Origin of the sequence: Bradyrhizobium quebecense (genome assembly GCF_013373795.3) — a bacterium.
Lineage (GTDB): Bacteria > Pseudomonadota > Alphaproteobacteria > Rhizobiales > Xanthobacteraceae > Bradyrhizobium > Bradyrhizobium quebecense.
The window spans coordinates 1416320-1429328 of the sequence record NZ_CP088022.1 but is presented as its reverse complement, the minus strand read 5'-3'; the positions used below and the strand labels follow the sequence as shown (position 1 = coordinate 1429328).

Below are 13009 nucleotides of genomic sequence, written 5' to 3'. Positions count from 1 at the left end.
GAGCGCCGCAACAAGCAATCATGCGGCAGCCTGCGACCGCGCATCCTCGCGACGGAGATGGCGCCGTGCCCAGGCGGCCACCTCCTCCATTGTCGCCCGCGTCTCGGGCAGGAACGGAAAGATCGGGTAGACATGGACTGAGTCCTCGACCACCCGCAGCGTCACCTCGACCCCGGCCTGCTCCGCGCGCTCGGCCAGCCGTGTGGTATCGCTGAGCAGCACCTCGCCCCGGCTCGCGGTCAGGAACAGCGGCGGCAGGCCGGTGAGATCGCCGAACAGCGGCGACACCAGCGGATCGGTCGGCTCGTGCCCCTGGAAGTAGGACGCCCCCATGAACGTGAGCAGGTCGCGGTTGGCCGCAGGATCGTCGCCATTGAACTGGCGGATCGTCGGACCCGACAATGTCAAATCGGCGAAAGGCGCCGCGGCGAGAATCGCCGCCGGCAACGGATCGCCGGCATTGCGGAGCGCCAGCACCATTGCAACGGCAAGGCCGCCGCCAGCGGATTCGCCGGAGACCATGATCGAGCCCGCGGGAATGCCGCGCGCGAGCAATGCGCGATAGGCGGCCACCGCGTCGTCGAGCGCGGCCGGATAGGGATGCTCCGGCGCGAGCCGGTAATCGACGGTGTAGCACGTTCCCTCCACCGCAGCCGCAAGCCGGCTTGCGTATTCCAACGAGCCCCTGGCGGACCCGATCAGATAGCCGCCGCCGTGGAAGTGCAGCACGACGTTGCCACCCTGCGCGTCCGGAGCCGCGACGCGCCAGGCCTTGACGTCGCCAAGCTCGTCCTCAACCGCGGCCACGCTTGCGGGCAGCGGAAAGGTGGTCACGAGGAAACGGTCATAGGCCTCGCGCAACCCGTCATGACCACGTGCGACATCTTCAGGCCGGAACGCATACTTCCAGAGGTCGAACGCGCGCTGCGCTTCCGGACGCTGCAAGCGCTTGCCTTCGCGCAGGCCGGTGACATTGAGCACTTCGCCGGGCGGCCCCTCGGTGGCCTTGACCACATCATAGTCCCAGGCGAGGCCCCAGCTGGTCTCCGCCAGCGGATCGATGCGCGCCATGCCCTTCCAGCGGTGGTTGCGGTGGCGCAGGCGATCGGCATCGGTCTCGTGCATCAGCTTGACCACCGCACGCGCACCGGCCTGGATCCGCGTCGTGCGCGGCAGCCGCCGCTGCTCGTACTCCTTCAGCGCGCCCGGGACATCGTTCTGCCGTCGCGACAGCACACGCGCAAGCGTCCAGCCATCCTCGATGCTCTGGCCGGCACCGGCGGCAAGAAACGGCACCATCGGATGAGCCGCGTCGCCGAGCAGCGTGATGCGGCCGGAGCTCCAGCAATCGATCGGATCGCGATAATACATGCCGGTGATGAATGCGCTCTGGCATTGCTCGAGCATTTTTCGCGCACGCGGCTCGGCGTCATTGAAGGAGCCCAGCAGTTCGGAAATGTCGCCGGTCTCGTCCCAGGATTCCCGTGTCACCTCGTGCGCAGGCACCGAAGCGAGGATGCTATAGAGATTTTTCGGCCGCACCCAATAGGTGATCAGCGTCCGGCCCGGGCCGAACCAGTAATTGCCGCGCTCCTCCAGATCGAGGCCTTCGACCCGCTCGGCCGGAATCAGCGAGCGCCACATCAGAATGTTGGCAAAATGCTTCTCCTCCCGGCCGCGCAGATGCTCGCGTACCACTGAATGGATGCCATCGCATCCGATCAGCACGTCACCGCGCACGGTCTCGCCATTTGCGAGCTTCACTTCGACGCCATCGGCGTCCTGCGAGACTGCCACGCAGCGGGCATCAAGCCGTCTGGCTTCGGGCGGCACCGCGTCGGACAGGATCTGAACCAGGTCGGCGCGATGGATATTGTACATCGGTGCGCCATAGCGCTTGGCGGCCTCATCGCCCAGCGGAGCCTGGTACAGCATCTTGCCGGTGCGCAGGTCGCGGTAGTCATACGATTGCGGCTTGACGCCTACGCTGCGAATGGCGGCCTCTAATCCAAGCTCGCGCAACACGATCGCCGCGTTCGCGGCAATCTGGATGCCGGCGCCGATTTCGTTCAATGCCCTGGCCTGCTCGAGCACGAGAACGTCAATGCCTTGATGACGCAGCGCAATCGCTGTAGTCAGTCCACCGATGCCGCCGCCCACGACGAGTACACGCATGACCTGCTTCCTCTCCGAGTCCGAATTAAGCGATTTCACTTAATTAATCCAGGATCAGTTCGCATGTCAAGCAGGCGGAAGGGCACGCGCGCGACTTCGGAAGAGACGCGGAACCAGATCAAGGCGGCCGCGCAAATGCTGTTTGCCCGCCATGGCGTCGACGCCGTGACCGTGCAGCAGATCGTCGACGCAGCCGGACAGCGCAACAACGCCGCGCTGCACTATCATTTCCGGTCCAAGGAAGAGCTGATCCGGCAGATGGTCGTCGACGGTGCGACTGTGCTCGAAGAGCGGCGGCGTGACATGCTCGGCGAGATCGAGGCGCGCGGCGGACCTAAAACCATTCGCGAGCTGATCGTGGTGCTGGTCATGCCCGTGATCGAGCTCGGTGACGACGAGCGATGGCGCGGATATATCCGCTTCACCTCGAACCTGCAGGCCTCCGATCCCAAGGCGTTGCGTGAGGCGCTGAACGGCCGCTGGAATGCCAGCTATATCGAATGCTTCAATCAGCTGAAGCAGATGCTGCAACTCCCGGCGCCGATCGTCGAACAGCGGCTCTCGATCCTCGCCATCTACGCCAACGCGATCCTGTCCGCCCACGAAGCTGCGCTCGAGTTGCGCAACACCAAAAGCAGCCGGCTATGGGGCCAACCCTTCACGATCGAGAATATTCTCGACACGCTTGAAGCCACGCTGACTTGCCCGGTTTCAAAGAGCGTCTTGTCCAAGCTGCCGGAGAGTTGACCGGATCATTCCGGCCACGCCGAGGGCCGCGGTCTGGCTTGCGACAGCCGCCGGAGCGGCGCCTCGCTCACAGTCCGCTCAGGCCGCTATCCACCGCGAGCGTCTGCGCGGTGACGTAGACGCTCTCATCCGACATGAAGAACAGCACCGCATAGGCGATCTCCCACGCCGTCGCCTGGCGGCCGAACGGAACCTGCCCCTTGCCGCGCGACGGCCGTCCCGCACCGGCCTCGCGGCCGTTCGGGGTGTCGACCAAGCCGGGATAGACCAGGTTGGCGCGGATGCCGCGCCGCGCGCCGGTATGCGCGATGTTGCGCATCAGGCCGCCGAGCGCCGCTTTGGAAGAATCATAGACCGCCATCTGTGATCCCGCCTTCAGCGCCGCGATCGAGGAGATGAAGACGATCGAGCCGCCATCGGCGAACTTCGGCAAGGCGGCGCGGCAGCACAGCATCGGGCCGCGGACATTGACGTCGTAGATCCTGTTCCATTCCTCCGCGCTGACATTGTCGAGCCCGGTCTTGCCGAAGGTGCCGATGTTGAGCACCATGCCGTCGAGCCCGCCCATCGCGTGGTGAGCCTCGTCGATCATCCTGATGACATCGGCCTCGCTGGTGACGTCGGCAGCGATCGCGAAAGCGCGACCGCCGTCAGCCGCGATGCGCGCGACCGTAGCCTCGGCGGAGGCGCGGTTGAGGTCGGCGACCGCGACATGGGCGCCTTCGCGCGCGAACAGCAGGCTCATGGCGCGGCCATTGCCGATCGGATCGGTCGCGGCATCGAACACGCGCTGGCCGCCGCCGACCACCAGGATGCGGCGGCCGTTCAGGCGTCCCCTGCCCGGCGCGGCACCCGAGGACTCCGCGCTCAGCGGACGGACATAGCGCTCCGGCTTCGTGTCTTGCTTGGCCTCTTGCGAAGTCTCCGACATCCCATCAACCCCGCTTCTTGCCGCCCTCATAGACGGCCATGCCGGCGGCCGGATCGAGATCGGTCTCGGTCGTCTCCGTCAGCCGCGCCATCATCATGTAGAAGCCGAGCGTGACGATCGCCTCGACGATCTCCTGATCGCTGAAATGCTTGCGCATCCCGGCGAAAGCCGCCTCGCCGACGCGGACCTTCTCGACCACCTCGCGGCCGAAGCCGAGCAGCGCCCGCTCGGCCGCATTGAGCGCGGCATCGTCGTACCCGCCGCGCTCGACGGCATCGATCTGCGCCTGGGTGACGCCGACGCCGAGCGCGATCGGCACATGCTGCCGCCACTCGTAGGCGCCGCCCTCGAGCTGCGCGGCCTGCAGGATCAGGAGCTCGCGGTTGACCGCCGACAGCTTCTGCTTGTGCAGGATCGAATTGCCGAGCCGCATCAGGGGCATCGCATTGGCCTCCGCATGGGCCATCATGCGGAAGATGTTGAGCTTGACCGGCATGCGGTCGAACGCCGCGCGGATGTCGCCGCTCGTGGTATCCGGATCAATCAGAGGCAGCCTTGCCACGCGTCTCTCCCTTTTTTCGTTGCTTCTTGTCCAAGATGTCTGCGTCCTTTGCCGCAATCAGCGACAGGAAGAACGCGAGATAGCGGTCGATCGCCTCGATCACCTTCGGTCGCGGCGAGGCCTGCGCGCCCATCACATAATGTTCGAGCCTGACATAGATCAGGCCGGCGGCGAACAGCCGCGCCGCCTCGCGCGGGTCTGTGGTCGTGATCAGTCCGGCGAGCGCAAAGCCGCGGAAGTAGTCCGTCATCAGATTCTGTTCGCGCGCATAGAAGTGGTCGGCGAACTTGGCGCGGATGCCGGGCACACGGTTGCGTTCGGCGGTGATGACCTTCTGGAACTGATGCTCGCGCGGATCCGACCATTGTTCGACGAGGTCGAGCGCGAACTGGCGGCAGAACGCCGCCGGCTGCTGCGCGAGCTGCCGGTAGCGCGGCGCCTCGAGCCGGTCGGCCGAACTCGCCGGACCGTGCTCGCTGACGATCGCTTCGAGGATCGCGGCCTTGCCCGGAAAATGATTGTAGAGGCTGCTCTCGCGGATGCCGACGCGGCGCGCGAGCTCGCGCATCGACGCGCCGCCATAGCCGCTTTGCGCGAACAGGCTGAGCGCCTCGCTGAGGATGCGCTCGCGGGTGGAGGTCACGACCGCGTCGGCCGCGCTGGATGTGGAAGCCGCCATGACGCCTTGACTAACGAACGATCGTTCGCTAGTCAACCGTACGAACGATCGTTCGTCTGCACGGCGGCGGTCCGGCCCGCAAGCGGCGGGCGAAGTATTCGCGTTTCAACTCCGCTCCTAAAGAGGCGGAGAGCAATTTGGGGAGATACCGTCATGGCGCGCCTCGTCCGCTCTCATTTGCGCGCGGCCCTCTTGCTGCTGCCGCTGATCGCCGCCGGTACCGCCCGAGCCGAGAGCGCGAAATATGACTCAGGTGCCGACGACAAGACGATCAAGATCGGAACCACAGCGCCGCTGTCCGGCCCCGTCTCGGCGTTCGCGCAAATCGCGAAATCGGCCGAGGCCTATTTCCGCAAGGTGAATGACGAGGGCGGCATCAACGGCCGGCGCATCCAGATGATGATCGCCGACGACGCCTACAGCCCGCCCAAAACGGTGGAGCAGACGCGCCGCCTGGTCGAGAGCGACGAGGTGTTGTTGATCTTCGGCGGGGTCGGCACGCCGACCAACAGCGCCGTGCACAAATATCTCAACGACAGGAAGGTGCCGCAGCTCTTCCTCGGCTCGGGTGCGGCGAAGTGGGACGATCCGAAGAATTTTCCGTGGACCGTCGGCTGGCAGCCGACCTATCGCGACGAGGCGATCGCCTACGCCAAATACATCAAGGCGAGCCACCCGAACGCCAAGGTCGGTGTGCTCTATCAGAACGATGACCTCGGCAAGGACTATCTAAGAGCGCTGGAGGAAGGCCTCGGCAGCACCGAAGCCATCGTGGCGCGAGCGGCCTACGAGACCACCGCCCCCACCGTCGATACGCAGATCCTGCTGCTCAAGAGCAGCGGCGCCGACGTCGTGCTGGTCGCGGCGACGCCGAAATTCGCGGCGCAGGCGATCCGCAAGATCGGCGAGATCGGGTGGAAGCCGACCACCATCATCTCCAATGTCTCGGCCTCGATCAGCGGCGTGCTCGAACCCGCCGGAAAGGACAATTCCACCGGCGTGATCTCGAGCCAGTACCTGAAGGACTCGACCGACCCGGCGCTGAAGGACGACGCCGGCTACAAGGAATGGGTCGCCTTCATGGACAGGTATCTGCCCGACGCCAACAAGAGCGACTGGCTCAATGTCTACGGCTACACCATCGCGCAGACGCTGGCCGCGGTGCTGAAGGCCGCCGGCAACGACCTTACCCGCGCCAATGTGATGAAGCAGGCGACCAGCATCAGGAATCTGCATCTGCCGATGCTGATCAACGGCACGGCGGTCAGCAACTCGCCGGAGCGGTATACACCGATGACCAGCCTGCAATTGATCCGCTACGACGGCACGCGCTGGGTGCCGTTCGGCGACCTCATCAAGAACTGAGCACCGCATGCGCCAGATCACGATCGGCAGCATGCGGATCGACCGGCTGGTCGAAATCCCCTCGCTCGCCTTCGACAAGACATGGCTGTTCGCCAATGTCACGGACGAGGTGATCGCCGCGAACCGGAGCTGGCTCGATCACCGCTATATCGAGCCGGAGACCGGCCGCTTCATCCTGAGCCACCACTCCTATCTGGTACGGACGCCGCGCTGGACCGCTGTCGTCGACACCTGCTGCGGCAATCACAAGCCACGTCCGCGCGTGCCGGCCTGGAACAATCTCAACCAGCCCTATCTGGAAAACATGGCCGCGCTCGGTGTGCGGCCCGAACAGGTCGACTTCGTGATGTGCACGCATCTGCATGTCGACCATGTCGGCTGGAATACGCGACTGATCAACGGGCGCTGGGTGCCGACCTTTCCGAAAGCACGCTATCTGATGGGACGCGCCGAGTTTCGGCACTGGGAGGCCGCGCACCGGGCGAACCCGCCGACGCCGGTCAATCACGGCTCGTTCGAGGATTCGGTGCTGCCGGTCGTCGCGGCCGGACAGGCCGAATTCGTCGAGACCGATCACCTGCTGTTCGACGACCGCGACGCGGGCCTGCGCTTTGCGCCGGCGCCGGGCCACACCGCCGGCAACATGCAGATCCACCTCAACGGCCGTGGCGACCATGCCGTGATGTCAGGCGACGTGATCCATCATCCGATCCAGTGCGCGGAGCCGTGGCTGTCGAATGCCGCCGATGTCGATCCCGCGGCGGCGCTCGCCACCCGCGTGACGCTGCTGGAGGAATTGGCGGATACGCCGAGCTATCTGCTGACCGGGCACTTCCCCGCCCCGACCGCAGGCCGCGTGGTCCGACATGGCGAGGCCTTCAGGTTCAGGTTCGAGGATTGAGCACGGGTACTCATGAACCCGCACAGCCTAGAGCATTTTCGGTTCTGATTGAATCAGAACCGAAGCTCTAGATTCTTGTTTTGACGCGTTTTCTTCACGCGAACCGGTGTCCACTTCGCTCGAAAACGCTCTAAGACCGCTGCGCCTCCGTTAGCGGCGCATACCGGGGACCACATCAGATGTCCAGGTAGAGCCAACAGCACCACCCCCTTCTGACGGTGCGACTAGCTCCGTGTGCGGCCTTGCCGCCCGCGGAGCGATTCCAAGCCTGCGATCGACCCCGGCTCAAAGGGTTTGGCCATCTGATGTCGGGCAACGGCGAGTGACCGTTCAAAATGAGCTTTGGCTTGCGGGACGTTCGGCGGTTCAAGGGCCAGCGTCACCTCTCCGGCTATGCGGTGGGCTTCCGCCTCCTGCCAAGCCTCGCCGCTTTCCCTGACTTTCAGCAAAGCGTCTTCGGTGCATCGCCGTGCATCATCGAGCCGTCCGATCCGCGCAAATGCCGCACCCAGAATGCTGAGATACCAAGGAGCGTACGCTGTTGCTCCGGTGGATCGCATCGCCGAAATACCTGCCTCAATCATCTCTGCGGCAGCGTGGTCCTGTCCCTCGAGTGAGAGCACCCGGCCGCGCAACAGGACGCCATAGGAATTCCAGAACACGGATCCCTTGTCGCCTGCCAGCCGTATGAGCTCGTCAGCGAGCCCGGCTGCCGCGGCGAGCTCACCCCTGTAGATCAACGTAAGCGAAACGTGAGAGAGCGCATACATCAACGTAGCGGCATGGCCGAACTCGCGGGCTTCGCGGAGCGCGCGTTCCGCGTCAGCCGCCGCGGCCTCGCTGCGACCAAGCGCCCACTGCGAAAAGGCTCGCCATGACAACGCAGACACAAGAACATCATGGCCAAATCGCATCGCGAGCGGGCGGTGCTCGACGCCATCATACAGGGCAACGGCGCGATCGAGTTCGACGGAGCCGACGGCGAGGTCCCCGGCGAGGACCAGGGAAATTCCCATCAATAGATGCCCGATCATGACGGGCGTTTTTTCCTGCCGCTGGCTGGCGAGTGCCTGGAATTGCGCGGCGAGCTCTCGCGTCACATCGGCGCGGAATGACATGCGACTTGCAACCCAGAAGCCATAGAGCACAGCAAACAGCAGCAGAGGATCGTCCGTCGTCTCTCCCAACTTCTCCGCATGCTCCATCAAGGCGCGCGCCTGATCGAATGCCGCCCTTGTCTCGGCGGCTGCGTGGCCTTTGGTGTGGATCAGAGCATTGGCGAGCTCGATTTGCAGCGTGATCTGTTCGCGGCGCAGCGCCGCGGTCACAGGCAACGCAGCCAGCGAGCTCAGCGCGCGAGCGAGTTGCTCCGCCGCTTCGACCAATGCCGATCGTGAAAGAGAGCGCCGCCCCGCCTTGCTCCACAGCCAGGCGGCCTTGTCGAACAGGCCGGCTTCGGTGCAATGCCGGGCCAGTACTTCCGGCCGGCTATCGGCCAGCTCTGCGAAATCAAGTTCGATGGACTGGGCAAGGGTGGCATGAAGAGCGCGACGCTTCTCGCGCAACAGCGTCCCATAGGCAGCTTCCTGAACCAGTGCGTGGTTGAAGAGGTAGTTTGCATCGGGTGGCTCGCCCTGGCGAAACAGCAAGCCCGCGCCGACGAGACGAGCAAGCGAATGGCTCAACTCCGGATCGGTCAACGGCACGATCGAGGCCAGCAACGCATGGCTGAATTCGCGGCCGATCACGGCCGCCATTTGCGCTACTTCCTTGGCCGGACCGAGCCGGTCCAGCCGGGCCATTAGCGATGCGTGCAGGGTAGCTGGCACCGAGCTCGCTGCGGCCGGTACCGCTCCGACGATTCCTGCTTCCGTGCCCGCCTCCAGCACCGCTTTGGTCATCTCTTGCACAAACAACGGTACCCTATCGGCACGATCGACGATTTCCTTGCGGATATGCGCAGGAAGGAGCCTTTCTCCGACCACGTCGTTGATGATCGCCTCTGTTTCCTGCGCACTTAGCCGTGCGATCGTCATCGCCGCGACGTGAGATCGCGAGGTCCAGGGCGGCACGAATTCGGTTCTAAATGTTGCAACCAGCAGCACTGGAAGCGCGGCAATTGCGTCAACGAGCCGGCCAAGCAATTCAAGGCTGGTCGGATCGATCCAGTGCAAGTCCTCGAAAACGATAAGGACGGGTCCGGAGCGCGCCAGACTCTGGATTTCCGTCACAATGGCTTCGAGCGTATTTTGACGGCGCTGCGGTGGCGTCAGGTCATGGGCGGGATAGCGGCCGTCATTGGCGAGTTCAAGCAGGTCGGCAAGCAGCGCCTTATGCAAGATGGACGCGGAGCCAAGCATGGCGCCGAGCTTGTCAAGCTTGGCCTCCAGACCATCATCGCGCATGAAGTTCGCGCGCCGCTCCGTCTGCCTGACGATCGGGTAAAGTTCAGTGCTGGTGTGCTGTGGAGAGCAGTAGTAGCGCAGCTGTGTTGGCGCGCCTGCGGCGACCTGCTCCAGAATGGCCGTTACCAGCCGCGATTTACCGATGCCCGCCTCACCGGAAACGAGAACGACTTGGCCCTGGCCTGTCCTCGCCTTGGACCAGCTCCGCTGCAGCGACGCGCATTCGGACTCACGTGCGATGAGGGCTCCCAGGCCGCGACCATGCAACGCTTCGAAGCGGCCATCGATCGCATTCCTGCCGTCGACGGCCCAGGCCTGGACCGGGCCGGCGAGGCCCTTGAGATGTTGTGCCCCGAGGCTGGTCAGCAGGAACAGGTCACCGACCAATCGCCGCGTCGCGTCGGCGATCACTACCATTCCGGGCCCGGCCACCGCCTGCAGGCGCGCCGCTAGGTTGGGAGTTTCGCCGACGACCCCGCGCTCTTGCGACTCTCCGGATCCGACAATATCCCCAACAACGACCAGTCCCGTTGCGATCCCGACGCGCACCTCCAACCGACCCGGCGCCGCCGTGTCGAGTTTCGCGACCGCGTCAACCAGGGCAAGTGCGGCCTGCACGGCGTGTTCGGCATCATGCTCGTGGGCATGTGGGTAGCCGAAATAGACCAGCACGCCATCGCCCATATATTTTGCGACGAACCCGCCGTTCTGTTCGACGACTGCTGCGCAGGTCCGGTGGTATGCGCCGATAATCTTCCGCAAGTCCTCCGGATCGAGCTGCGTGGATAGCGCCGTCGAGCCGACGAGATCGCAGAACATGACGGTCAACTGGCGCCGCTCGGCGGCATCGATGGGTTCCGGCGAGGCGGCAGGGGATACGAGGCTCCCAGGGACGTGGAGTTCGCGAATCGCACGCAGCATCTTCTTGCGATCGCCAAGGACGACGCCGAGCTCCCTGAGGTCTTGATCGTTCAGATCCCCCAAGACGGTGAGATCGATGCGATTGTCAAGAAACCGCTGGGCGTAGGCAGGCATGCCCAACTTCTCAAGCCATTCTTCGATGCGCTGCATTCGATCCTCAACCCGCGACACAGTTTGGCTTGGCGTTGCGGGGGGATCAAGCGGGGAGTGACGAAGGGCAAGTTGAGACTTTCAGCGAGGGAAGCCCACCGCTGCTCCCGCGAAAGCCACTGCTGGTTACGAGACTTCTGCCTTGGGGCCGCGAGTGGAAGGCGATCGCCCGGGAGGCCGGGATCGAGGTCAAATAGCGGGGTTCAGCCATGCGGTTCCGCGCTTGAATCCGCCTCCACGGGCGGGCATAAGGGCTGCCATCTCCCTTAAAAAGCGCCCGTAGCCCAAGGATTTGAGAAGGATTTACGATGCCCGCCTATCGCTCCCGCACAACCACCCACGGCCGCAACATGGCGGGTGCTCGCGGCCTGTGGCGCGCCACCGGCATGAAGAACGAGGATTTCGGCAAGCCGATCATCGCGGTGGTCAACTCCTTCACCCAGTTCGTACCCGGGCATGTGCATCTGCAGAACCTCGGCCAGCTCGTCGCGCGCGAGATCGAGAAGGCCGGCGGCGTCGCCAAGGAATTCAACACCATTGCGGTCGATGACGGCATCGCGATGGGCCATGACGGCATGCTCTACAGCCTCCCCTCGCGCGAATTGATCGCCGACAGCGTCGAATACATGGTCAACGCGCATTGCGCCGACGCGATGGTCTGTATCTCCAACTGCGACAAGATCACCCCCGGCATGCTGATGGCGACGCTGCGCCTCAACATCCCGACCGTGTTCGTCTCGGGCGGCCCGATGGAATCCGGCAAGATCCTGCTCAAGGGCAAGAAGCGGGCGGTCGACCTGATCGATGCGATGGTGGCCGCCGCCGACTCCAACGTGTCGGACGAAGAGGTCGAGGTGATCGAGCGCTCGGCCTGCCCGACCTGCGGCTCCTGCTCCGGCATGTTCACCGCGAATTCGATGAACTGCCTGACCGAGGCGCTCGGCCTCGCGCTGCCCGGCAACGGCTCGGTGCTGGCGACGCATGCCGACCGTAAGAGCCTGTTCGTTGAGGCCGGCCATCTGATCGTCGATCTCGCCCGCCGCTACTATGAGCAGGACGACGCCAAGGTGCTGCCGCGCAACATCGCGAACTTCAAGTCGTTCGAGAACGCGATGACGCTCGACATCGCGATGGGCGGCTCCACCAACACCGTGCTGCATCTGCTCGCCGCCGCGCGCGAGGGCGAGGTGCCGTTCACGATGGCCGATATCGACCGGCTGTCGCGCAAGGTCCCGGTGCTGTGCAAGGTGGCGCCGTCGGTGCAGGACGTCCACATGGAGGACGTGCATCACGCCGGCGGCATCATGGCGATCCTCGGCGAACTCGACCGCGCCAGGCTGCTCACGACCGACGGACCGACCGTGCATGCCGCGACGCTCGACGACGCGCTGAACCGCTGGGACGTGGTGCGGACATCAAGCGACAAGGTGCGCAACTTCTACCGCGCCGCGCCGGGCGGCGTGCCGACCCAGGAAGCCTTCAGCCAGGACCGCCGCTTCGACGACGTCGATGTCGATCGCGCCGAGGGCGTCATCCGCAACGCCGAGCACGCCTATTCCAAGGACGGCGGTCTCGCGGTGCTGTTCGGCAACCTCGCCGAGGACGGCTGCATCGTGAAGACCGCCGGCGTCGATCAGAGCATCCTGAAGTTCTCGGGCCCGGCCCGCATCTTCGAGAGCCAGGATGCTTCGGTCGAAGCCATCCTCGGCAACAAGGTCAAGGCCGGCGATGTCGTGCTGATCCGCTATGAAGGTCCGCGCGGCGGCCCGGGCATGCAGGAGATGCTCTATCCGACCAGCTATCTGAAGTCGAAGGGCCTCGGCAAGGCCTGCGCGCTGATCACCGACGGCCGCTTCTCCGGCGGATCGTCCGGCCTGTCGATTGGCCATGTCTCGCCGGAAGCCGCCGAAGGCGGCCTGATCGGCCTCGTCGAGGAAGGCGACATCATCGAGTTCGACATCCCGAACCGCAAAGTCAACCTCAAGGTCGACGATGCCGAGCTCAAGCGCCGCCGCGCGGAGATGGAAGCCAAGGGCAATGCGGCGTGGAAGCCGGCCGCGCCGCGCAAGCGCGCCGTCTCGACCGCGCTGAAGGCCTATGCGGCGTTCGCAAGCAGCGCGGCGAAGGGTGCCGTGCGCATCCTGCCGGAGTAGTCGGCCCAAGCGTTTTCGAG

The 13009-nt window shown here is 64.7% G+C and carries 9 protein-coding genes; 4 read left to right on the top strand and 5 right to left on the bottom strand.

Going from position 1 to position 13009, the window contains the following annotated elements:
- Positions 1-18 precede the first annotated feature (18 nt).
- Complete coding sequence (locus HU230_RS06645) at positions 19-2175, bottom strand: alpha/beta hydrolase fold domain-containing protein (protein ID WP_176532389.1); 2157 nt, start codon at positions 2173-2175, stop codon at positions 19-21.
- Positions 2176-2238: 63 nt separating this feature from the next.
- On the opposite strand from HU230_RS06645, the gene HU230_RS06640 reads away from it, so the two are divergent.
- On the top strand, positions 2239-2922 hold the full coding sequence (locus HU230_RS06640) for a TetR/AcrR family transcriptional regulator (RefSeq protein ID WP_176532390.1): 684 nt from the start codon (positions 2239-2241) through the stop codon (positions 2920-2922).
- 67 nt (positions 2923-2989) lie between these two features.
- On the opposite strand, the gene HU230_RS06635 is transcribed toward HU230_RS06640, so the two are convergent.
- Genes HU230_RS06635 through HU230_RS06625 form a run of 3 tightly spaced genes read right to left on the bottom strand, consistent with a single transcriptional unit; the run spans position 2990 to position 5094 of the window.
- Positions 2990-3853: an SDR family NAD(P)-dependent oxidoreductase gene (locus tag HU230_RS06635; protein ID WP_176532391.1), complete on the bottom strand. Its 864-nt coding sequence runs from the start codon at positions 3851-3853 to the stop codon at positions 2990-2992.
- Between the two features lie 4 nt (positions 3854-3857).
- On the bottom strand, positions 3858-4415 hold the full coding sequence (locus tag HU230_RS06630) for a carboxymuconolactone decarboxylase family protein (RefSeq protein WP_176532392.1): 558 nt from the start codon (positions 4413-4415) through the stop codon (positions 3858-3860).
- Positions 4393-5094 carry a TetR/AcrR family transcriptional regulator gene (locus tag HU230_RS06625; protein WP_176532393.1) on the bottom strand — a complete coding sequence of 234 codons (702 nt, stop codon included), beginning with the start codon at positions 5092-5094 and terminating at the stop codon, positions 4393-4395. The genes HU230_RS06630 and HU230_RS06625 overlap by 23 nt, the downstream gene beginning before the upstream one ends.
- 153 nt (positions 5095-5247) lie before the next feature.
- On the opposite strand from HU230_RS06625, the gene HU230_RS06620 reads away from it, so the two are divergent.
- Both HU230_RS06620 and HU230_RS06615 read left to right on the top strand, forming a co-directional pair.
- Positions 5248-6459: an ABC transporter substrate-binding protein gene (locus tag HU230_RS06620; RefSeq protein ID WP_176532394.1), complete on the top strand. Its 1212-nt coding sequence runs from the start codon at positions 5248-5250 to the stop codon at positions 6457-6459.
- A gap of 7 nt (positions 6460-6466) precedes the next feature.
- The gene (locus tag HU230_RS06615) at positions 6467-7360 is read left to right on the top strand and encodes an MBL fold metallo-hydrolase (RefSeq protein WP_176532395.1); all 894 of its coding nucleotides are present in this window, start codon (positions 6467-6469) and stop codon (positions 7358-7360) included.
- A 224-nt stretch (positions 7361-7584) separates the two neighbouring features.
- Here HU230_RS06615 and HU230_RS06610 read toward each other — a convergent pair whose 3' ends face one another.
- Complete coding sequence (locus tag HU230_RS06610; RefSeq protein ID WP_176532396.1) at positions 7585-10836, bottom strand: adenylate/guanylate cyclase domain-containing protein; 3252 nt, start codon at positions 10834-10836, stop codon at positions 7585-7587.
- Between the two features lie 308 nt (positions 10837-11144).
- On the opposite strand from HU230_RS06610, the gene ilvD reads away from it, so the two are divergent.
- A complete protein-coding gene (ilvD, locus tag HU230_RS06605) occupies positions 11145-12989 on the top strand; it encodes a dihydroxy-acid dehydratase (RefSeq protein WP_176532397.1) in 1845 nt (614 codons plus the stop codon).
- Positions 12990-13009 lie beyond the last annotated feature (20 nt).

What these genes read in the sequence shown, in the direction of transcription:
- HU230_RS06645 (WP_176532389.1), bottom strand. Translation starts at nt 2,175, where the DNA reads ATGCGTGTACTCGTCGTGGGCGGCGGCATCGGTGGACTGACTACAGCG.
- HU230_RS06640 (WP_176532390.1), top strand. Translation starts at nt 2,239, where the DNA reads ATGTCAAGCAGGCGGAAGGGCACGCGCGCGACTTCGGAAGAGACGCGG.
- HU230_RS06635 (WP_176532391.1), bottom strand. Translation starts at nt 3,853, where the DNA reads ATGTCGGAGACTTCGCAAGAGGCCAAGCAAGACACGAAGCCGGAGCGC.
- HU230_RS06625 (WP_176532393.1), bottom strand. Translation starts at nt 5,094, where the DNA reads ATGGCGGCTTCCACATCCAGCGCGGCCGACGCGGTCGTGACCTCCACC.
- HU230_RS06620 (WP_176532394.1), top strand. Translation starts at nt 5,248, where the DNA reads ATGGCGCGCCTCGTCCGCTCTCATTTGCGCGCGGCCCTCTTGCTGCTG.
- HU230_RS06615 (WP_176532395.1), top strand. Translation starts at nt 6,467, where the DNA reads ATGCGCCAGATCACGATCGGCAGCATGCGGATCGACCGGCTGGTCGAA.
- HU230_RS06610 (WP_176532396.1), bottom strand. Translation starts at nt 10,836, where the DNA reads ATGCAGCGCATCGAAGAATGGCTTGAGAAGTTGGGCATGCCTGCCTAC.
- ilvD (WP_176532397.1), top strand. Translation starts at nt 11,145, where the DNA reads ATGCCCGCCTATCGCTCCCGCACAACCACCCACGGCCGCAACATGGCG.